The organism is Falsiroseomonas sp. RANM36 (genome assembly GCF_056682175.1).
Map to the genome: position 1 here is coordinate 18,590 of NZ_JBWXTD010000001.1, position 20,918 is coordinate 39,507.

The 20,918-nt window shown below is 74.3% G+C and carries 14 protein-coding genes; 8 read left to right on the forward strand and 6 right to left on the reverse strand.

Going from position 1 to position 20,918, the window contains the following annotated elements:
- Nucleotides 1–98: 98 nt before the first annotated feature.
- On the forward strand, nt 99–989 hold the full coding sequence (locus tag AC1MIR_RS00105) for a 2-hydroxy-3-oxopropionate reductase (RefSeq protein ID WP_480026152.1): 891 nt from the start codon (nt 99–101) through the stop codon (nt 987–989).
- A gap of 246 nt (nt 990–1,235) precedes the next feature.
- A complete protein-coding gene (locus tag AC1MIR_RS00110) occupies nt 1,236–2,108 on the forward strand; it encodes a helix-turn-helix domain-containing protein (protein ID WP_480026153.1) in 873 nt (290 codons plus the stop codon).
- A 57-nt stretch (nt 2,109–2,165) separates the two neighbouring features.
- Here AC1MIR_RS00110 and AC1MIR_RS00115 read toward each other — a convergent pair whose 3' ends face one another.
- The gene (locus tag AC1MIR_RS00115) at nt 2,166–4,814 is read right to left on the reverse strand and encodes a bifunctional acetate--CoA ligase family protein/GNAT family N-acetyltransferase (RefSeq protein ID WP_480026154.1); all 2,649 of its coding nucleotides are present in this window, start codon (nt 4,812–4,814) and stop codon (nt 2,166–2,168) included.
- Nucleotides 4,815–4,931: 117 nt separating this feature from the next.
- Here AC1MIR_RS00115 and AC1MIR_RS00120 point away from each other — a divergent pair, with 117 nt between their 5' ends.
- From AC1MIR_RS00120 to AC1MIR_RS00135, 4 genes are all read left to right on the forward strand, one after another.
- A complete protein-coding gene (locus AC1MIR_RS00120) occupies nt 4,932–5,885 on the forward strand; it encodes an alpha/beta hydrolase (RefSeq protein WP_480026155.1) in 954 nt (317 codons plus the stop codon).
- Nucleotides 5,886–5,981: 96 nt separating this feature from the next.
- The gene (locus AC1MIR_RS00125) at nt 5,982–7,571 is read left to right on the forward strand and encodes a sensor histidine kinase (RefSeq protein WP_480026156.1); all 1,590 of its coding nucleotides are present in this window, start codon (nt 5,982–5,984) and stop codon (nt 7,569–7,571) included.
- A 67-nt stretch (nt 7,572–7,638) separates the two neighbouring features.
- On the forward strand, nt 7,639–8,358 hold the full coding sequence (locus AC1MIR_RS00130; protein ID WP_480026157.1) for a response regulator transcription factor: 720 nt from the start codon (nt 7,639–7,641) through the stop codon (nt 8,356–8,358).
- Nucleotides 8,359–8,452: 94 nt separating this feature from the next.
- Nucleotides 8,453–8,917: a DUF411 domain-containing protein gene (locus AC1MIR_RS00135; protein WP_480026158.1), complete on the forward strand. Its 465-nt coding sequence runs from the start codon at nt 8,453–8,455 to the stop codon at nt 8,915–8,917.
- Nucleotides 8,918–8,963: 46 nt separating this feature from the next.
- On the opposite strand, the gene AC1MIR_RS00140 is transcribed toward AC1MIR_RS00135, so the two are convergent.
- Together AC1MIR_RS00140 and AC1MIR_RS00145 are read right to left on the reverse strand one after the other, a co-directional pair.
- Nucleotides 8,964–9,512: a hypothetical protein gene (locus AC1MIR_RS00140; RefSeq protein WP_480026159.1), complete on the reverse strand. Its 549-nt coding sequence runs from the start codon at nt 9,510–9,512 to the stop codon at nt 8,964–8,966.
- A 373-nt stretch (nt 9,513–9,885) separates the two neighbouring features.
- A complete protein-coding gene (locus AC1MIR_RS00145) occupies nt 9,886–11,037 on the reverse strand; it encodes an amidohydrolase (protein ID WP_480026160.1) in 1,152 nt (383 codons plus the stop codon).
- A 79-nt stretch (nt 11,038–11,116) separates the two neighbouring features.
- Between AC1MIR_RS00145 and AC1MIR_RS00150 the strand changes: the two genes are divergently transcribed.
- Complete coding sequence (locus AC1MIR_RS00150; RefSeq protein ID WP_480026161.1) at nt 11,117–12,991, forward strand: autotransporter assembly complex protein TamA; 1,875 nt, start codon at nt 11,117–11,119, stop codon at nt 12,989–12,991.
- Nucleotides 12,975–16,799, forward strand: coding sequence for a translocation/assembly module TamB domain-containing protein (locus tag AC1MIR_RS00155; protein WP_480026162.1), 3,825 nt, complete (start codon nt 12,975–12,977; stop codon nt 16,797–16,799). Before AC1MIR_RS00150 ends, AC1MIR_RS00155 begins: the two co-directional genes overlap by 17 nt.
- Here the strand turns inward: AC1MIR_RS00155 and AC1MIR_RS00160 are convergent.
- The 3 genes from AC1MIR_RS00160 to AC1MIR_RS00170 are packed head-to-tail and all read right to left on the reverse strand — an operon-like array spanning nt 16,771 to nt 20,917.
- Nucleotides 16,771–18,525: a metallophosphoesterase family protein gene (locus AC1MIR_RS00160; protein ID WP_480026163.1), complete on the reverse strand. Its 1,755-nt coding sequence runs from the start codon at nt 18,523–18,525 to the stop codon at nt 16,771–16,773. The two genes, AC1MIR_RS00155 and AC1MIR_RS00160, sit on opposite strands and share 29 nt — an antisense overlap.
- Complete coding sequence (locus AC1MIR_RS00165; protein WP_480026164.1) at nt 18,522–19,196, reverse strand: class I SAM-dependent methyltransferase; 675 nt, start codon at nt 19,194–19,196, stop codon at nt 18,522–18,524. The genes AC1MIR_RS00160 and AC1MIR_RS00165 overlap by 4 nt, the downstream gene beginning before the upstream one ends.
- On the reverse strand, nt 19,193–20,917 hold the full coding sequence (locus AC1MIR_RS00170; protein ID WP_480026165.1) for a M28 family peptidase: 1,725 nt from the start codon (nt 20,915–20,917) through the stop codon (nt 19,193–19,195). The genes AC1MIR_RS00165 and AC1MIR_RS00170 overlap by 4 nt, the downstream gene beginning before the upstream one ends.
- Nucleotide 20,918: the final 1 nt, after the last annotated feature.

The following is a 20,918-nucleotide window of genomic DNA, read 5'->3' on the forward strand; positions in this document are numbered from 1 at the left end:
CCCCGCTGCCGCGGGCGCGGGCGGGGGGGTGGCGGCCGGCGGGCGCGGGGGGCCCGGGGGGCCCGCCCCCCGGGTCCGATCCTGACGGGAGATTGGAAATGTCCAAGATCGGCTTCATCGGCCTCGGCATCATGGGCCGCCCCATGGCGGGCCATCTCAAGGCCGCCGGCCACGAGGTCACGGTGGTCGAGCGCAGGTCGCTCACCGCCGAGGACCGCGCGGCCTTCGCCGTTGCCGCCAGCCCGAAGGCGGTCGCCGAGGCCGCCGAGATCATCATCCTGATGGTGCCCGACACCCCCGACGTGGAAGCCGTGCTGTTCGGCAAGGACGGCGTCGCGGAGGGTCTCTCCAAGGGCAAGCTGGTGATCGACATGTCCTCGATCAGCCCGACCGCCACCAAGGCCTTCGCGGCGAAGATCAAAGCGCTGGGCTGCGACTATCTCGACGCGCCGGTCTCCGGCGGCGAGGTCGGCGCGAAGAACGCCGCGCTGACGATCATGGTCGGCGGCCCGCAGGCCGCCGTCGACCGGGCGCTCCCGGTCTTCGAGAAGATGGGCAAGAACATCACCCTGGTCGGCACCGAGAACGGCGCGGGCCAGACCTGCAAGGTCGCCAACCAGATCATCGTGGCCCTGACCATCGAGGCGGTGGCGGAGGCGATGGTCTTCGCCTCCAAGGCCGGCGCCGATCCGGCGAAGGTCCGCCAGGCGCTGATGGGCGGGCTCGCCACCTCCCGCATCCTGGAACTGCACGGGGAGCGCATGATCAAGCGCACCTTCAATCCCGGCTTCCGGATCGAGCTGCACCAGAAGGACCTGAACCTCGCCCTGCAATCGGGCAAGGAGCTGGGCGTCGCGCTGCCCAACACCGCCTCCACGCAGCAACTCTTCGCCGCCTGCGCGGCGCTTGGCGGCAAGGGCTGGGACCATTCTGGGCTGGTGAAGGCGCTGGAGGCGATGGCGGCGCACAAGGTCGCCCCGGACGCCTGAGGCGAAGGCGGTACCGCCCCGCCACCGGGGCGGTTGCCGCGGAGAGCACCACTCGCGCAATACGTGTATCGCCGCGGATCAAATGCCGCGAACCAGGTCCGGTGCGCTCCGCATCGGGCCTGGAAGGCGGCATTTCGAGGTTGCATTCCGCCAGGCCGTCCCGCAAAACTACTCTTGCAGCCAGATCGTGAGATACGTCTCCCGATCCACGGTTGTAGTCAATTCGAGCGACCTACGGGGGATTGCATGCGCTTCGCCGACATTGGCCAGCAGTTGCGGGCCTACCGTCTGGAGAGCGGCCTGCGCGCCGAGGAGATCGCCGCGCGCCTCGGCGTGTCCCGCGCCGCCCTCTACCGCTATGAAAAGGGCGAGGTCATCAAGCTGGACACGATCCGGCGGCTGGCCGAGCTCCTGAAGATCTCGCCGCTGTCCCTGCTCGGCATCGGCGTCGAGTATTTCAGCCGGCCGATCGCCTTCCAGGAACGCCTGCGCCAGATCGAGGAAGGCGCCGACCAGATCCTGATGGTGGGCGGCGGCGTCTGCTACCAGACCGCGACGGACGCCTATGACGGCGCCCTCGCCGAAGCCTGGACGGAGGCCGCCGACGCCTCGTCCGACCGCGTCGCCGCCCGCGCCGCGACCGACCAGATGCTCGGCCTGCTCACCGCGCGCAAGAAGCTGCACCAGGCGCGGCGCCCGACCATCACCGCGATCCTCGGCGAGGGCGCGCTGGTGCGGATGCTGCGCGAGGGCGTCGCCGCCGGCCTGCCGGTGCCGGAACGCACCCGCCAGCGCTGCCTCGCCGCCGCGCGGACCGAAGCGGAGGCGATCGCGGCGATGATGGAAAGCGTGCCCATCGGCGTGCAGATCGGCCTCGCCTCCGCGGTGGAGCCGGCGGGCAGCTTCATGGTGCTGCGCGGTCGCGACCGCGCCCATGTCGTCGCCTCGCCCTTCACGCCGGACACGCCGCCCCAGGCCGGCATCGGCGTGAGCTCGATCACCGCCGCGGATGAGGCCGTCTCGGCGCATCAGCGCGTCGCGGAGGCAGCCTGGCGCGACTCGCTGAAGGGCGCCGCCGCCGCCGCGCGGGTGCGCGAACTCATCCGGGAGCTCGGCTGAGGGGGACGGGACGCGCCGGCCCGGGCTGCCGGCGCCGGGCCCGGCCGGCGATCCGCCCTACCCCGCCTCGCCCGGCAGCGTCGCGGGCCGCGTCACCTCATACACGTCCTCGTCCTCCGCGCTCCGCTTCATCGCGAAGCCCAGAGACGTCACGAAGGCGAGCATCGGCGCGTTGTCCGCCAGCACCTGGCCCGCGATCGTCGCGATGCCGTTGGCCCGCGCCCAGGCGAACAGCCGCTCCATCAGGTGCCGGCCGAGCCCCTGCCCCTTCATCGCCCGATCCACGATCACCGCGAATTCGCCGGTGATCCCGTCGGGCTCGCGGATCAGGCGCGACACGCCCAGCAGGTCCTCCGTCCCGTCCGGCAGGCTGCGCACCGCGACGAAGGCCATCTCGCGGTCGTAGTCGAGCTGCGTCATCCGCGCGATCTGCTGCGGCGGCAGCTCCCGCAGCTGGGAGAAGAAGCGCCAGCGTATGTCCTCGGGCGTGAGGCGGCGGAAGAAGGCGCCATGCGCCTCGGCATCCTCGGGGCGGATCGGGCGGATCGTCAGCGTCTCGCCGGATCTCGTGTTCCAGCGCGTGACCCATTCCTCGGGGTAGGGCGGGATGGCGAGCAGCGCCGCCTCGCCGGCCGGGCGCAGCGTGCAGCGCGCATCCAGCGCCACGACGCCGTCCGCGCGCGCGACCAGCGGGTTGATGCCGAGCGAGGCGATCTCGGGGAAGTCCACCGCGACCTGGCTGAGCCGCACCAGCGCATCCTCCACCGCCTCGAGGTCGGCGGGCGGATGGTCGCGATAGCCGGCAAGCAGCGCCGCGGCGCGGGAGCGCGCGATCAGCCCCTTGGCGAGCGCGTCGTTCAGCGGCGGCAGGTCGAAGGCCTCGTCGCCCAGCAGCTCGGCCGCGGTGCCGCCCAGGCCGAAGCCGATGAAGGGCCCGAACATCGGATCCTCCTCGAGCCGCAGCTGCAGCTCGAGGCCCCGCTCCACCTGGCGCTGCACCACGAAGCCGTCGAGCCGCGCATCCGGCCGCCGCTGGCGCGCCGAGGCCAGCATCGCCGCCGCCGCCTCGCGCAAGGCCGCCGCGCTGCGCAGGCCGAGCGCGACGCCGCCGACCTCGCTCTTGCTGCCGATGTCGGCGCTGCGCAGCTTGAGCACCACGGGAAAGCCGAGCGCGCCGGCCGCGGCGACCGCATGCGTCGCATCCGGCACGGCGCGGCCCTCGGCCACGGACATGCCATAGGCGGCGAGCACCGACAGCGCCTCGTCGGCGGTCAGCGCCAGCCGGCCCTCGCCGCGCACCCGCGCGAGAAGGGAACGAACCGTCTCGCGGTCAGGGGCCAGCTTGAGGACGTCGCGGCCCGGGAGTTCCGCCGCGGCGCGGCGGTTGCGGCGATCCTCGCAGAGCTGCAGCGCGCCGCGCACCGCGGCTTCGGGCGTCGCGAAGGCCGCGACGCCGGCCCGCGCCAGCGTCAGGCGCTGCGGCGCGGCCGTCGCCTCCCCGGCCCAGCAGACCAGCACCGGCGCGGCGCGCGTCGCCTTCGCGGCGGCGGCGAGCGCGGCGGAGATCGTCCCGGCATTCTCGTCGGGCACCGGCGCATGCAGCGCGAGGACGGTGTCCACCTCCGGCAGGGCGGCGAGCATTGCCGCGGCCTCGCCCAGCGCGGTGCCGCCGAGCGGGCCGAGCACGATCGGGTTGCGCCCGTGCCAGCCGGCGGGCAGCCCGATGGCGAGGCCGCCCAGCGCCTCCGGCGAAAGCTCCGCCAGCCGCGCCCCGCCCGCCAGCGCCGCATCGGCGGCGAGCTGCGCGAGGCCCGTCGCATTCGCCACCACCGCGATCCGGTCGCCCGCGCCGCCGCGCGGCGAGAGCTTTGCGCGCGCCAGCGTCTCCGCGGCGGAGAGCAGGTCGGCGAGGCCCGAGACCTGCAGCACGCCCGCGCGGCGCAGCGCGGCAGCCATCACGGCATCGGTGGTGCCGCTGCGGTCCGCAAGCCGCCCGCCCGCGCGGATCGCCACCACCGGCCGCGTGCGCGCCGCGGCCCTTGCGGCCGAGATGAACTGCCGCCGGTTCTTGATCCGCCGAAGGTCCAAAAGAATCGCCGCCGTGCCGGGATCGCGCGAGAGCCAGTCCAACGCATGGGCGAAGCCGAGATCGCCATTGCCGCCGATGCCGATCACATGGCTGAAGCCGACGCTCTCGGCCTCCGCCCAATCGAGCACGGCGCGGGCCAGCGCGGAGGACTGGCAGATCAGCGCCAGCTTGCCCGGCCGCGGCGCGAGATGCGCGAGCGAGGCGTTCAGCCCGATGGCGGGGACGCAGATGCCGAAGCTGCCCTGCCCCAGCGCGCGCAGCCCGGTGCGCGCCGCGATCGCGCCGAGATCGGGTGCCGCGCCGGGCACCACCGCCGCCTGCGCGCCGCGCTCGGCGAGTGCGGCCATCGCGGGCTCCAGCGCTTCGGTCGGCAGGGACAGCACGGCAAGGTCGGGCGGCGGATCAAGGGCCGCGATGGACGCCGCCGCCGCGAAGCCGGCATGCGCCATGCCGACCAGCGAAAGCCGCCCCCGAAAACCGCCAGCGGCAAGGTTGCGCGCCAGCAGCCCCGACTGCGGCAGCGCCGGATCGGCCACCAGCACGACGTGCCTCGGCCGGTAGAGCGCCTCCTCGCGCAGCCGTCCGCGGGGGCCGAGCGTTGGCAGGGGCTTCGGCATGGTGCAGCGCAGCATGATCCTGCAGCGCGCCGGGGGCAACCATCGCCCGATGACATCGCCGGGGCTTGCGGCGGGGCGCGCCCCGGCGTCCCATCGCGGCGCAGGAAGGAAGACGCCATGCCCGCTCAGGATCCTCGCTGGGACCCCGAAATGCTCGCCTTCAGCACCATGATGGAACAGCGCGCCTCCGCGCTGCCGCCCATCGTGCTGACCCCGCCGCTGGACGCGGCGCGCAAGCTGAATGACGGCCCGCAGCTCGACCTCGCACAGGGCGGGCCGGCGATGGCGGAAAGCGGCGACCGCTGGCTGGCGGTGCGCGGCCGGCGCCTGCTCTGCCGCGTCCATCGCCCGGCCGACGGCACCCTGCCGGCGCTGATCTACATCCATGGCGGCGGCTGGGTCTGGGGCAGCGTGGACACGCATGACCGGCTGATGCGCGAATACGCCGCCGGCGGGGGCTGCGCCGTGATCGGCCCGGACTACGCGCTGAGCCCGGAGGCCGCCTTCCCGCAGGCGCTGGAGGAATGCGCCGCCGTCGTGCGCTGGGTCGCGCAGCACGGCGCGGAATGGGGGCTCGACCCCGCGCGCATCGTGGTGGGCGGCGACAGCGCGGGCGCCAACCTGGCGATGGGCGTGGCGCTGCTGCTGCGCGAGACCGACCCGGACCTCAGGCTGGCCGGGCTGCTGCTGAACTACGGCGTCTTCGATTCGCGGCTCGACACGGCGAGCTATCGCGAATTCGCCGAGGGCTACTTCCTGACGCGGGAGAAGATGCGCTTCTACTGGGAATGCTACTGCCCGCGCCCGGCGGACCGCCTCAGCCCGCTCGCCGCGCCGCTGCGCGCCGAACTGCGGGGCCTGCCGCCGGTGCTGCTGCACATCGCGGAGCTCGACGTGCTGGCCGCCGAGAACCAGGCGATGGCGGAGCGGCTGCGCGCTTCGGGCGTCGCGGTGGAAAGCCGGCTCTTTCCCGGCACGGCGCATGGCTTCCTGCGCGCCCTGGCACATGTCGGCGCCTCGCGGCAGGCGGCGGCGGATGGTGGGGCCTGGCTGGCGCGGCGCTTCGCCTGAGCAGGGCGTGTGACGCCGGAATGCCTGTTGTAGAATATCTTCACGGTTCCTTGATACGAAGGCGGCGCCGCACGCGCCGTGACGCCGGGGAGATGCATGTTCAGGCCGCTGCTCATCGGGACCTTCGGCGCATTGCTGGCGCTCACGCTGGTCTGCGCCGGCTTGGCTTGGTGGACCGCGTCGGTCGCCCTGTTCCAGATGGAGCGCACCCGCCACGTGCATGAGGTGCTGCACGGGCATCTGCACCTGGAATCGGAAGCGGACCGCCTGCTGCAGGCCGCCACGGAAGCCGCCTTCGGCACGGACCACCTGCCCTTCCGGCCGGGCGACGCGCAGGCGGCGATCCGCGCGCAATTCGCCGGCATCCGCAAGCACATCGCCGCCGAGGTCGCGATGCTCCCGTGGAACATGGGCGAGCGGGATGAGCTCGAGGCGCTGGCTGTGCTGGAACAGCTCTCGCACGGCTTCGTGCAGCGCCTCGAGGATGCGGCCAGCCTCGCCGCCTCGGGCAGCGTGGAGGAAGCGCGGGCAAGGCTGCGGGAGGCGGTGCAGGCCGGGCTCGGCACCCAGTTCCGCGCGGCCGTCCATGCCGCCGTGGACCGCGAGCGGGCGGATGCGATCGCGGCCGAGCAGGAGGCGGAGCGCATCACCGGCGCGCCGGCGCGGCTGGCGCGGCTGATGGCCGGGATGGCGGTGCTGGTCGCGGTGCTCGCGGGCGTCGTGCTGATGCGCCGCCTGCAGCGCCCGCTCGACCAGCTTGCCGGGGCGGCGGAGGCGGTGACCGGCGGCGACTTCTCGCACCGCGTGACCGGCGTGCCGACGAAGGGCGAGCTCGGGCGCGTGGTGCGCAGCTTCAACGCCATGCTGGACGAGGTGGCGCGCAGCCGCGCGGCCCTCCAAAACAGCCACGCGGCGCTGGAACAGGCGGTGGAGGCGCGCACCGCCGAACTCGCCGCGGCGAATGCCGCCCTGAGCCGCAGCGACCAGGCGCGGCGGCGCTTCCTGGCCGATGCCAGCCACGAGCTGCGCACGCCGCTCACGGTGATCCGCGGCGAGGCGGAGGTCGCGCTGCGCGGCGCCGACAAGCCCGTGGCCGACTACCGCCACGCCCTCACCCGTGTCGCGGAGGAAGCGGCGCACACCGCGCGGCTGGTGGACGACCTGCTGTTCGTCGCCCGTTCCGAGGCCGGGGAGGCGCGCAGCGCGAAGCAGCCGGTCCCGCTGCACGAGGTGGTGCAGGGCGCGCTGGCCGCCGCGCGCACACTGGCCGCGCCGCGCGACATCCGGGTCCGCGCCGACGTTGCGCCGCGCCGCATCGTGGTGCAGGGCGACGCCGACCGGCTGCGGCAGCTGGTGCTCATCCTTCTCGACAACGCGGTGCGCTATTCCGACCCGGGGGGCGAGGTCACCGTGGAACTGCAGGCCCTGCCGGGCCTCGCGCGGCTCGTCGTGGCGGATGAGGGCATCGGCATCGCCCCGGAAGAGATCGAGCGCGTGTTCGAGCGCTTCCACCGCGGCGCCGGCGCGGCGGCCCGCGATGGCGATGGCAGCGGCCTCGGCCTGCCGCTTGCGCGCGCCATCGCCCGTGCGCATGGTGGCGAGGTCAGGCTGGAGCACCGCGCGGGCCGCGGAACGGTCGCGCTGGTGGAACTTCCCGCCACCCACAGCTTGCAGGCCGTCGCATGAGCGTGGGGCTTGCCGCATGGCGCGCCGGGCCGGACCGCGGCCTGCGCCGCAGGCGGACATCGCGCGCATGACGCCGTCGCGCATCCTGTTGGTGGAGGACGAGCGGCGCGTCGCCGATGTCCTCGCTCGCGGCCTCCGCGCCGAAGGCTACGCGGTGGAGCTTGCCTTCACCGGGCCGGAGGGATTGCAGCGCGCGCAGGCCGGCGGCCATGCCGCGATCCTGCTCGACGTCATGCTGCCCGGGCTCGACGGGCGCGACATCTGCCGCAGGTTGCGCGCCGATGGCGACACCACGCCCGTGATGATGCTCACCGCGCTGGATTCGCTCGAGGACAAGGTCGAGGGATTTTCCTACGGCGCCGACGACTACCTGCCGAAGCCCTTCGCCTTCGCCGAATTGCTGGCCCGTCTTGCCGCGCTGATCCGCCGCAGCCGCATCGCCGCCGCCCCGCCCGCGCCGCAGCGCCGCGCCTTCCAGGCCGCGGGGATGGAACTCGACGCGGATGCGCTCACCGTCGCCTGCGGCAAGCGGCGCATCGCGCTGACCGCGAAGGAATTCGCGCTGCTCGAACTGCTGGTCGCCGCGCCCGGCCAGGCGGTGAGCAGGGAGCGGATCCTGGCCGAGGTCTGGGGCCTGGCGGAGGATCCGCTGACCAATGTCGTGGACGTCTATGTCCATCGCCTGCGGCGCAAGCTGCAGGAGGCGGGCGGCAGCGCGCCCGCCATCGCCACCGTGCGCGGCCATGGCTACCGCCTTCTCGAGGAGCGGGACCTCGCCCCGGAGTGACGCGGGCCGGGCGCGGCAGCAGGCGCCTGCGCTGGATCGTGGCGCCGAAGGGCGGCATCCTGGCCCCGGTCGCGCATCTGCCGGGGGAACCACCATGATGCCTGGACGTCGCAGCCTCTTGGCCCTCGGAGCCTGCCTGCTCGCCCCTGCCGCGAGCGCCGAGGCGCCCCTGCAGGTGCAGGTCTGGCGCGACCCCGATTGCGGCTGCTGCCATCTCTGGATTCCGCATCTGCAGGCGGCCGGCTTCGCGGTGCAGGACAACCGCGTCCGCGGCCTTGCCGCCTGGCGCCGCGCGCTCGGCGTCCCCCCGGATCTGCTGTCCTGCCATGTCGCGCGCGTCGGCGGCTTCGCGATCGAGGGCCATGTGCCGCCGCTCGCCATCCGCCGCCTGCTGGCGGAGCGGCCCGCCGACGTGCGTGGCCTGGCGGTGCCCGGCATGCCTGTCGGCTCGCCGGGGATGGAGGTGCCCGGCATGGCGGCGGAGACCTATGACGTGATCGCCTTCGGCAGCGGTCCGCACCGCGTCTTCATGCGTTTCCGCGGCACCGAGCCGGCCTGAGGCAGGATCCGACCGGAATGCATCGCTCCGACCGGATCGTCGCGCTCTACCGGATCCAGGCGCGGCGGTAGCTGCGGCGCGCGACGCCGGCGAAGGAAAGCGGCGTGCGAGGCATGCCGATGATGTCGATGAAGACCGACACCTCGTCGCCGGCATCGGGCATCGTGCCCGCCACGACCTGCACGGTGTAGGCCAGGTTGCCGCCATCCAGTACCGGATCGCGCAGCACCACGACGACCTGGCGGAGCTCGCCGCCCTCGACGATCGAGAGATCCGCGTTCGGCGGGTCGGACAGGAAGCTGTCCCGCCCCTGGCTCCAGAACGGCACGAAGGACGCGGTGCGCATGTTGCCGGCGATGCGGTCCGGCCGGTCGGCGAAGAACAGCGTCACAGGGCTGACATCGTGCAGCGTCAGCCGGCTGGCCGCGCGGTCGAAGGTCATGCGACGGGCGGTCTGCACGAACAGGAACTCGGCCGTGCCGGAGGCGTCCGTGGTCGCCGGCGCCGGTGCCGTCTGCGCCTGCGCACGACCGATGGCGGTCGCCAGCGCCGCCGTTGCGGCCGCGGTCACGGCAAGGTCGCGTCGTGTCGTCATCGTTGCGAATCTCCAGTTGCGGCCGGCCGCGCGACACCAGCCCGAATGTCGAGCTTCGGGTCGTGCCAGGCCCGCCAGGTTTCGACCTCCGGCCCGGCTGGGCACCGACCGGACGCCGCATGGCCGCCGACCCGCGCGGACCACGCGCGGTGCAAGGCAAGGCAATGCCGTCCTCGGCCGCCGGCGGATTCCGCCTGCGCCGTCCTCGCCGCCGACCGCGAAGCTGTACCGGCGGCATGCCGAGCGGGATACATCCATCGCTATCCCGATGGGGCAGAACGGCCGTTGGGCGGCCTCGCGCGATCACCGTCGCGCGAAAGCACGATCCAGCCGCAAACGCCCGGATTGATGGGCCGCTGCCGGCGCGCCGCCCCTAGGCGGACCGCAGCGCCCGCTTCGCCGTCTCGGCCAGGAAGCCGCTGGCCACCGGCAGGATCGCGTCGTTGAAGTCGTAGCGCGGGTGGTGCAGCTCGCGGCCATCCTCGGCCGGGCCGTTGCCGATCCAGACGAAGGCGCCCGGCACCTCCTTCAGGAACCAGCAGAAATCCTCGCCCGTCATGGCCGGCGGCATGTCGCGCCGCACCGGCGCCACGGCGGCGGCGGCCTCGGCGGCCAGCTCGCGCTCGGCCGGGTGATTGACCGTGGCGTCCACGCCGATCCGCCAGCCGACCGCGGCTTCGACGCCGAAGGTCGCCGCGATCCCCTGGCCGATGCGATGGATGCCCTCGCGGATCGCCTCGCCCGCGGCCGGATCGAGCCAGCGCGCGGTGCCTTTCAGCACGACGCGGCGGGGGATCTGGTTCACCGCCTCCCCGCCTTCCACCACCGTCACGCTGACCACGCCGCCGGCCAGAGGATCGAGGTTGCGCGCGACCACGCTCTGCAGCGCGACGATGCAGTGCCCGGCCGCCACCATCGGATCGCGCGACAGATGCGGCAGGGCGGCATGCGCGGCATGGCCGTCGAAGGTCACGTCGAAGCGACAGCCGGCGGCCATCACCGCCTTGTCATGCACGGCGATGGTCCCGGCCGGCAGGCCCGGCCAGTTGTGCCAGCCGAAGATGCGGTCCATCGGGAAGCGGCGGAACAGGCCTTCCTCCACCATCCGCTTCGCGCCGCCGCCACCCTCCTCGGCCGGCTGGAAGACCAGGTGGACCGTGCCGGTCCAGGACGGGTCGTCGAGCAGCAGCTTCGCCGCGCCGAGCAGCGCGGTGGTGTGGCCGTCATGGCCGCAGGCATGCATCACGCCGGGCACGGTGGACCGCCAGGGCAGCGAGGGGTTCTGTTCCTCGATCGGCAGCGCGTCCATGTCGCCGCGCAGGCCGACGCTGCGGTTGCCGCCGCCGCGCCGCAGCGTCGCCACCACGCCGTGGCCGCCGAAGCCCTCGACGATCTCCGCCACGCCCATCTCGCGGAGCTTTGCGGCGACGAAAGCGGCGGTATGCTGCTCGGCGAGCGTCAGGCCCGGATTCGCATGAAGATGCCGGCGCCAGGCGGTCAGGGTCTCAGCGAAGGCGGAATCCATGGCACATGAGTAGCCGGTCCGCGCGGGTGGCTCCATCCCCGGCGGGCAACCCGGCCGCCCAGGCGGCGCTTCTTCCCTGGTGAGGACCTTCCCAACGCGCGCCCTCCTGCTGCTGCCGGTGCTTCTGCTGCTTGCCTTGCCGGCCGCGGTGCAGGCGCAGGCGCCCGATGCCGACCCGCCCGAGGGGACGCTTCCGTATACGACCAGCTTGCCGCCGACCGGCGAGGACGACCTCGACCCGGCGCTCGCCGCCGCGTCCCAGCTGCGCAGCCTGGCGGAGCAGGCGCCGGTGGATGCCTTCGGCCTCGTCGCCCGCGCCCGCGCCGAGCCGCGCCGGCTGGAGGAGGTGCTGCATTCCCGCGGCTTCTGGGCCGGCCGCGTCGAGGTGCGCATCGGCGGCGTCCCGGCGGAGACGCCGGGCCTCGGCGATCGCCTGGCCGCCGCGCCCCCAACGAACGCCGAGGTCGAGGTCCGGGTGATTCCCGGCCCGCGCTACACGCTGCGCCGCATCGCGCTGCGCCCCGCCTCCCCCGCCGAGGCGGCCGATGTCGCCGCGCTCGGCGAGCCGCCCGGGATCGCCCCCGGCGATCCGGCCGCCGCCGGCCCCGTTCTCGATGCCGAGGCCGCGCTGATCGACCGGCTGCGCCGCCAGGGCCATCCGCTCGCCGCCGTGGTGGACCGCGAGGTGACGGTGGACCACGAGGCCGAGCGCATGGATGTGGTCTGGACGCTTTCGCCGGGCCCGATGGCGGCCTTCGCCACGCCCGACATCACCGGCGAGACGCGCGTCAACCCCGCGCTGGTCCACCGCGTCGCCGACCGGATCGCCGGCGAGCCCTTCTCGCCCGCGCGGCTGGAACGCGCGCGGCGCGAGCTGCTCGCGCTCGGCGCCTTCGACACGGTGCGGGCGCGGACCGGCGAAAGGTTGGACGCTGCCGGCCGGCTGCCGGTGACCTTCGCCGTCACCGACCGGCCGCGCAACGCGGCAGGCTTCGCCATTTCCTACGAGACCGAGTTCGGCATCTCCGGCCGCGTCTTCTACGAACGCCGCAACCTCTTCGGCAATGCGGAGACGCTGCGGCTGGAAGCGGAAGCCTCGCGGCTCGGCTCGGGCAGCATCACCGCCGACACGAACTACCGCGCCAGCGCCATCTTCCGCCGGCCCGGCCTGTTCGACGGGCTGACCACGCTGATCCTGGAGGCGACCGCGCTGCGCGAGCAGCTCAACGCCTATGACCGCGACGCCCTCATCCTCTCCGCCCTGCTGGAGCGGCGGGTCGGCGACCGCTGGCTGCTGCGCGCCGGCCCGGTCTTCGAGACCGGGCAGATCGGCCCGCCCGGTGGCCCGCTCGATCCCTTCGACCTGGTCGGCGTGGTCGGCGCGGTGCGCTACGACGCGACGGATTCGCTGCTCGATCCGCGCCGCGGCTGGCGGCTGGATGTCGCGGTGACGCCCTATTACGACCTGCTCGAGGGCGGCACCTTCGCGCGCGCGCTCGGCACCGCGCGCACCTATTTCGACGTGAGCGGCAATGGCGGCTCGGTGATCGCGCTGCGCGGCACCGTGGGCAGCCTGCTCGGCGACAGCGAGGCCGCGCCGCTCGACAAGCGGTTCTACGCCGGCGGCGGCGGCTCGGTGCGCGGCTACGGCTTCCAGCGCATCGGCCCGCGCGACGCCCAGGGCAGGCTGACCGGCGGCGCGAGCCTCGCGGAGGTGTCGGTCGAGCTCCGCCAGCGCGTCTCCGGCCCGATCGGCGTCGTCGCCTTCCTCGATGGCGGCACGGCATCCGATTCCGAGACGCCCGATTTCGGCGACATGCGCTACGGTGCCGGCCTCGGCCTGCGCTACGCCACGGCGATCGGGCCGTTGCGGCTCGATTTCGCCATCCCCTTCACCAAGGAGCCGGGCGATAGCGGCTATGGCATCTATGTCGGCCTTGGCCAGGCTTTTTGACCGCCACCGCCGGCGCGTCCTGGCGCTCGCGCTGGTGCTGCTCGCGCTCGCGCTGCCGGTCGGCGCGCAGGATGCGGCGCGCGGCACCTGGGTCGAGCGGCAGCTCCAGTCGCTGGTGCCCGGCCTCGGCATCCAGGGCCTGCGCAACCCGCTCTCCTCCAGCCCGGGCTTCGCGCGGCTGACGCTCTCGGATTCGCAGGGCGTCTGGCTGGAGATCGAGGAGGGCAGCGTCGAGTGGTCGCCCACCGCCCTGCTTCGCCGCCGGGTCGAGATACGCGAACTCACCGCGCAGCGCCTGGTGGTCCATCGCGCCCCGGTCTCCGACACGCCCGCGCCGCGGGACGCGCCGCCCGGCCAGCTCATCCCCGAACTGCCGGAACTGCCGGTCGCGATCCGCGTGGACCGCCTCAGGATCGAAAGGCTGCAGCTGGATGCGGCGCTGCTGGGGGAGGCGGTGGCGCTGTCCGCCAGCGGCGGGCTGCGGCTGGACGATCAGGGCCTCGATCTCTCGCTCGATGCCGCGCTGATCGAAGGCGGGGCCGTGCTGACCCTGCAGGCGACGCTGCGCCCCGGCACCGGGCGGCTGAACGCAGCGGCGACGCTGCGCGGCGACGCGGGCGGGACGCTGTCTCGCGTCGCGGGCCTCGGCGAGCGGCCGCTCTCGCTCGACCTGACGCTGGACGGGCCGGCGGAGGGCGCCGCCTTCACACTGCGGGCCTCGGCCGGCGATGGGGTGGCGGCGGATGTCGAAGGCACGCTCGCCGCGCCGGACACCTCGCGCCTCGGCGTCGCGCTGTCCGGCCAGGTGGATGCCTCCGGCCTGCTGCAGCCGCCGCTGGCCAGGCTGGCCGGGCCGCTGGAGCTGCGCCTCGACACCGGCCGCATGCCGGACGGCGTCTTCGACCTGCGGACGCTGCGCATCGCCGGCGCCGCCGGCACCATCGCGGCCGAGGGCCGGCTGGACCTGTCCGGGCTGCGCAGCGCGGTGCGCGTCACCGCCGATCTCGCCGCTTCAGAGACCTTCGCCGGGCTGCTGCCGCCCGACACCGTCGGATGGCAGTCGCTGCGGGCCGAGGCGCGGATCAGCGGCCCGCTGGACGCGCCGCAGGTCGCACTCGACGCGACGCCGGGCGGCTTCACCAGCGCCATCGCGCCGGTGCAGGCGCTGCTCGGCGCCGCGCCGCGCCTGACGCTGCGCGCCGCCGCGCCCGACCGGATCGAGGCCTTCTCCCTGATCGGCCAGGCGCTGGAAGCGTCGGCGCAGGGCCGCGTGGGGGAGACGCTGGACCTCACTTTCTCGGCGGATGTCTCGGCGCCGGAAGCGGCGGTGCCGGGCCTTTCCGGCGCGCTCAGCCTGCGCGGCACCGCGACTGGCCCGGCGCAGGACCCGACGCTCACCGTCACCGCCAGCAGCGACCGCCTGGAAGCCGCGGGCCGCGTGCTGCAGGCGCTGTCGTTGGAAGCGCGCATCGCCACGCCGGCAACCAAGCCGGACCTGGATGCGCGGCTGACCGCGACCATCGAGGAACTGCCCGTCGCCCTCTCGCTGCGCGGCACGCCGGAGGATGGCGGCTGGCTGCGCCTGCAATCGGCGGAGGCGCGGCTCGGCCCCGCGCGGCTCACCGCCTCCGGTCGGGTGTCGCCGGCGGAACTGCTGGCCGAAGGCGAGGCGCGGCTCGAGGCCGAGCAGCTCGCCCCGCTCGGCCGCCTGCTCGGCCAGGAGATCGCCGGCGCCATCCGGCTGCAGGCCCGCGGCAGCGTGGCGGAGGGGCGGCAGCGTGTCGCGGCCGATCTCGCGGTGCCGCGCTTCAGCGGCTTCGGCGTCGCCGCGCGCGACGTGACCGCCAAGGTCGAAGGCCCGCTGGATGCGCTGGAGGTCGCGCTGTCCGGCACCGCCAACGAGGTGCAGGCCGAGGCGCGCGGGCGGCTGCTGGCGCTGGAGGACGGGGCGCGGCGCGTCGAGCTCGCGGCGCTGCGCGCCACCACGCAGGGCGAGACGATCCGCCTCGTCGCGCCGACGCGCGTCACGCTGCGCCCCGATGGCGCGGTCGAGATCGCGGAGACGCGGATCGCGCTGCCGCGCGACGGCACCCTGCGCGCCCAGGGAACCTGGGGTCCGGAGCAGGCGGATATCCGCGCCGCGCTGGCCGGCCTGAACCTCGCCGCCTTCGCGCCGCTGGCGCCCGGGGTGAACCCGGCCGGTACCGTCACCGGCGAGGCGCGCATCACCGGCCCCGTCGCCTCGCCCGAGATCACCGCCAGCCTGCGCGGCCGCGGCCTGCGCGCCGGCCCGGACGCCGCGCGCGCCCTGCCGCCGGCGGAACTGCGGCTCGACCTGCGGCGCACCGGCGCCGGACTGCTGACGGCGGAGGGCGATCTGCGGCTCGGCCCGCAGCAGCGGCTCAATGCCACCGCCCGCTTCCCGCAGGGGCCGGGCGCCGACGCGCCCTTCGAGGCGACGCTGAACGGCAATGTGGATCTCGCCGCGCTGACGAGCCCCTTCCTCGCCGCCGGCGCCGACCGCGTGACCGGGCGGCTCACCCTGGCGCTCAGGGCCAGCGGCACGCCGGGCCGGCCGGTGCTGGGCGGCGAGGCTCGGCTGGCCAACGGCTCCTACCGCAACCCGGTGCTCGGCGTGAACATCAGCCAGCTCGCCGGTACGCTGCGCCCCGACGGCCAGCGGCTGCGCGCCGATCTCGCCGGCCGCACCGGCGGCCAGGGCACGCTGGCGCTGGCCGGCACCATCGCCCCCTTCGAGGCTGGCATCCCGGTGGACCTGCGGCTCACCGCCGGCAACGCCCAGCCGGTGGCCAGCGACCTCATCCGCGCGACGCTCGACGCCGATCTGCGCCTGGAAGGGCAGCTTGCCGGCACCTCCACGCTGGGCGGCCCGGTGCGCATCCGCCGCGCCGAGATCCGCATCCCCGAAAGCCTGCCCGGCGGCCTGCGCACGCTGGACCCGGTGCGCGAGATCGGCACGCCGCCCGGCCGCGCGCCGCGGCCCGCCCGACGCGCCGCGCAGCCCGCCGCCGACGGCCCGCCCGCCGCCGGGCCGACGATCAACCTGGCGGTGACCGTGGACGCGCCGCGCAACGTCTTCGTGCGCGGCCGCGGGCTGGATGCCGAGCTTGGTGGGCAGCTCGCGATCGGCGGCACCGTCGTCGCCCCCGACATCACCGGCGAGCTGGCGATGCGCCGTGGCGACATCGTGGTGATCGGGCGGCGCATCGCCTTCGACCGCGGCCGCCTCGACTGGGGCGGCGGGCTGCTGCCGGAGCTCGACCTGCGCGCGACCAGCCAGGTCGGCGGCGTCACCGCGCGCGTCGAGGTCACGGGATCGCCGACGCAGCCGCAGATCGTCTTCTCCTCCACGCCCGAACTGCCGCAGGACGAGGTGCTGGCGCGGCTGCTGTTCGACCGGCCGCTCCGCCAGCTCTCGCCCTTCGAGATCGCGCAGATCGCCTCGGTGCTGGCCGGCGCGGCGGGGCTGCCGGGCGGCGACGCGGCCGGCGGCTTCCTCGACCGCATCCGGCAGAATCTCGGCCTCGACCGGCTGGCCGTGGGCAGCGAGAGCGAGCGGGCCTCCCGCACCTCGACCGCCGAGGAGCGCAGCGGCGCGACGCTGGAGGCCGGGCGCTACGTGGCGGACGGCATCTATGTCGGCGTGCGGCAGGGCACGGAGCCGGGATCGAGCCGCGTCGGCGTGCGCGTCGATCTCGGCCCGCGCCTTCGGCTCGAAGCCGAGACCGGCGACCGCGAGGCGGGGAACCGCGTCGGGCTCAGCTACGAGTGGGAGTGGGGGCGGTAGCCGGCGACGCCTCCCCCGGCACCACCACGCGCCGCGGCGCCAGCATCTCCAGCGCGCCGCCCTCCCCCGGCGCGAAGCCGTGCAGCCAGAACCAGCGATCCGCCGGGTCCTTCGCGCCCATGGTCGGCGACGGCGCGGAGAGGATGCGCACCCCGCCGCACTGCCCCATCCAGTCGTAGTGTCGGTGGCCGTGCAGCGCGACGATGCGCCGTGCCTCGTGCCGCAGCCGCCAAACCACCCAATGCCCGTTGACCAGCGCCGTGCCGATGCGGTCCGCGAGCTTCGCGCCGGGGCGCGGATACTCGACCAGGTGATGATGCAGGCAGACCAGCCAGCGCGCGGCGGGATACTGGCGCATCGCCGCCTCCGCCGCATGCATCTGCGCCGCATCCACAATGCCGAGCGCATTGGTGAAGGAGAAATGCGTCCGCCCGTTGGAATCGAGCAGCAGCACGCCGAGCCCGTCCGGCGCATCCGGCGGCGCGACCAGCGGAAAGCTCCCGTCCCACACCGCGCGCGCGATGCGCCCGTCGCGCAGGCGGCCGCGATCCATGAAGCGGGCCAGCGCCTCCGCCCGGCCCTCGGCCGCCAGGAAGGCGTCGAGCGTCGGGCCAAGGCGCCGCGCCTTGCGGTCCACCACATGCACGCGCCCGCCCTGCAGCCGCGCCATCGCCGCCAGCATGCGCAGCCGCCTGAGCGTGCCGCCCGGCGCGATCGGCAGTTCGAGCCGCGCGGGATTGGCGCGGTCCACGATGTTCACGTCGTGGTTGCCGGGAATGATCAGCGTGCGCGCGCGCAGCGCGGGATGCGCGGCCATCGCCTCATCGAAGGCGATGAACTCCTCGTTGCGCGCGGCGTCGGTGATGTCGCCGGTGATCAGCAGCCAGTCCAGCGGATGCGCCGCATGCTCCGCTTCCAGCAGGTCCAGCGCGCGCAGGAAGCGGCCGTTGCCGCGCGGCCCGTCGCGGCCGCATTCCAGGCGGAAGCCGTACGTCCCGCCGACCAGGTGGATGTCGGAGAGGTGTGCCACGCGCCAGCGCGGCGCGCCGCCGGACGGCGCCGCCGGCAGGTCGGCCGGCGTGCCCGCCCAGGCCTCGGAAAGCGACCAGGCCGGCGCCGCGACCGCCAGATAGACGGCGACCGCCCAGGCCGCGTTGCGCAGCGCCGCCGCCGCCGCGGGCCACAGATCCTGCGCTCCGGCGAGCGGCACGGCGAAGCGCGGCAGCGGCCCCAGCCCCCAGGCGATGGCGCCCGCGACGAGCGCGATGAGCAGCCCCGCCAGCAGGCCGGCGAGCGTGCGGGCGAAGGCGTAGCGGCGGGTCGGCGCCAGCGCCTCGATCGCGCGGCCGATCAGCTCGCGGATCGCGGTGTAGAGCGGCTGCACCAGCGTGGCGCCGAGCCCCCAGAAACTCTGCTCGACGAAGCGGAACAGCCGCAGGCCCCAGCGCCAGGCGACGAACAGCGCCGCGGCCAGCACCAGCAGCCCGAAGGAGAGGTGGAAGCCGACCGAGATCTTGTCGGCGACGGTGCGGACATACCAGGCGACCGCGATCGGTGCCGCGCCCACGGCCAGCGCCGGCAGCACGACCAGCGCGGTGAAGGCCAGCAGCAGCTTCGGCAGGCTGATCTCCACCAGCATGCCCGCCGCATGGCCGAGCAGCGTCTTGCTGACGGTGGAGGATGCGTCGTCCTCCAGGTCGCCGTCGCGCGGATCGGAGAAGCTCACGCTCTCACCGCCCGCCAGACATACTGCAGCGGCAGGCTGCGCTTCAGCCAGTCATTCGGATCCACGCCGATCGCCTGCAGCCCCGGCGCCATGGCGCGCGCGAAGGCCACGGCGCGATCCGGGTCCAAGATGCGCGGCGCGAGCTCCACCGGGCGCAGCCCCGCCGCCTCGATCGCCTGCTGCATGGCCTGGCGGGTGAACCAGCGCAGATGCGTCCGGTCGAACAGGCCCATCTCCTCGTAGCGCCACATGCCGGCGAGCAGCCGCGCGGCGAAGGACCAGTGCTCGATGTTCGGCACGCAGACCAGCAGCGTGCCGCCGGGCGCGAGCAGCGCGGCATCGCGCCGCAGCACGCCCCAGGGATCGCGCAGATGCTCCAGCACGTCGCCATAGACCAGCACGTCGAGCGTGCCGGGCGCGATCGGCGGCGCCTCCCGCTCGATGTCGATGCGGTGGACCCGGTCGTAGTGCCGCGCCGCGTGGTCGGCCAGCGCCGCGTCCGGCTCCACGCCTTCCAGCCGCGCGGCGTGCCCCGCCCCGCGCAGCCCGCGCCCGAGGCCGCCGGCGCCGCAGCCGACATCGAGCAGGCTGCGCGCCGCCGCCGGCACGCGGGAGAGCAGGTCGGGATTGGCGGCGGCACCGTAGGTCGTTGCGGGATCCGGCGCGCTCATCCCGGGATGGCTTCGGCCGCCGCCTCCAGCGCGGCGACGACATGGTTCTGTCCGCGCGTCAGCGTCGCCAACGCGAAGCCCAGCGCCTGCGGCGGATAGCGGTCGAGATCGGCCGCGACGGCGAGATGGGTCAGCGGCGCGGCCGGCAGGCCAATGTCGCGCCGGAACCGCGTGCCGCGCGTGTAGTCGAGCGGCACGAGAAGCCGCAGCACCGCCAGCCGCGTCGCCGTCGCGGTATCGTCCGCCGGCGCGGCCGCCTCGAAGGCGGCGAGCTTCGCCGCCAGCGCGTCGAAGGCGGCGCGCGACGGCGCGAAATCGAACCGCGCGCCGGCGGCTTCCGCGTAGCGGTCCAGATGCCCGCGCAGCTCCGCCACCAGCGCCGCGGGATCGAGCGGGATGCGCGCGCGCGTGGCGAGGCGGAAGGCGGCCAGCGCGTAAAGCCTGATGTCGGTCAGCAGCACGCCGGGATCGGCGACCTCGAGCTGGTCGCGATCGGTGTGCCAGGCGGTGTTGCCGCCATTGCCCATCACGAAATACCAGCCGCGCCGCTCCACCTCCGCCTTCGGGATGCGGGAGGAGGCGGAGAAGCAGCCGCTGATGCCGAGATTGTTGAAGGAATAGTCGCTGGATTGCGAAGGCCGCTTGCCGCCCGCCGGCTTGCCGGTGACATCGGCCACGGCTTCGGTGACGAAGTCCCGGTTCTCCGCCATCCAGGGAATGCCGGGATAGTCGGTGGCGTCGCGGCAGCCCGGGCTGTCGCAGTTGAGATGCGTGACGCAACCGCGGGACAGGTCGCGGGCGAAGGCATCGGCATACCAGGTGCTGCCGGCGAATTTTCCCGTCGAGTGGCCGGGCCACCAGCAGATGCGCACGCCGCGGCGCAGCCTGTCCCGATGCGCATGCAGGATGCGCGCGACCTCCAGCATGCAGGCATCGCCGGTGGCGTTGTCGCCGACGCCGACATCCCAGGAATCGTAGTGGCCGTGCAGCAGCACGAAGCGGTCCGGTTCCACGGCGCCGGGGATGCGCACCTCCGGCAGCACCTGGTCGAACCAGCCTTCCTCCACCACCGTCGTGAGCGTCGCGCTCTCGCCGCGCGCGGCGGCCGCGATCAGCGCCTCGCCATCCGGCTTCGAGACGGCGCAACCCGGGATGGTCGTGCGCCAGGGCAGGTCGTCGAGATCCGGCGTGCCCCAGATCGCGCTGCCACTGCCCCAGTGCATGTCCGGCCCCGGATTGACCGCGATCACGCCGACAGCCCCCAGCGCGGCGAACGAAAGAATTTTCTCGGCCAGGATCATGCCGCGGAACAGCACGATCTTCCCGCGGAGATCCGGCACGCCCGGCGCCGGGTCGTAGCCTTCGCCGAACAGCGCGGCCGAGGCGGGCGTCCAGCCCGCAGGGGGACCGATGGGGTTCTCGACGAAGACCAGCGGCGCGGTCAGCCCCTGCGGCGCGGTGGCGGCAAGCTGCGCCGGGCGCGCGGCAAGCCGCCGGCCGCCGAGCGCGACATGCGCCGCCTTCGGCACCGCCAAGTAGAGACGCGGCCGGTGCAGCGTGACCGGCAGGCCGAGCGCGGCAAGGCGCCGCCCGATCTCCTCGCCGGCGGCCGCGGCCTCCTCCGGGTCCTGGCGGCGCATCGTCGCGAAGCGCTCGACCAGCGACCAGGCGTGCTCGATGCGCGCCGTATCCAGCAGCGCGTGCTCGTCCTGGGTCGGCATG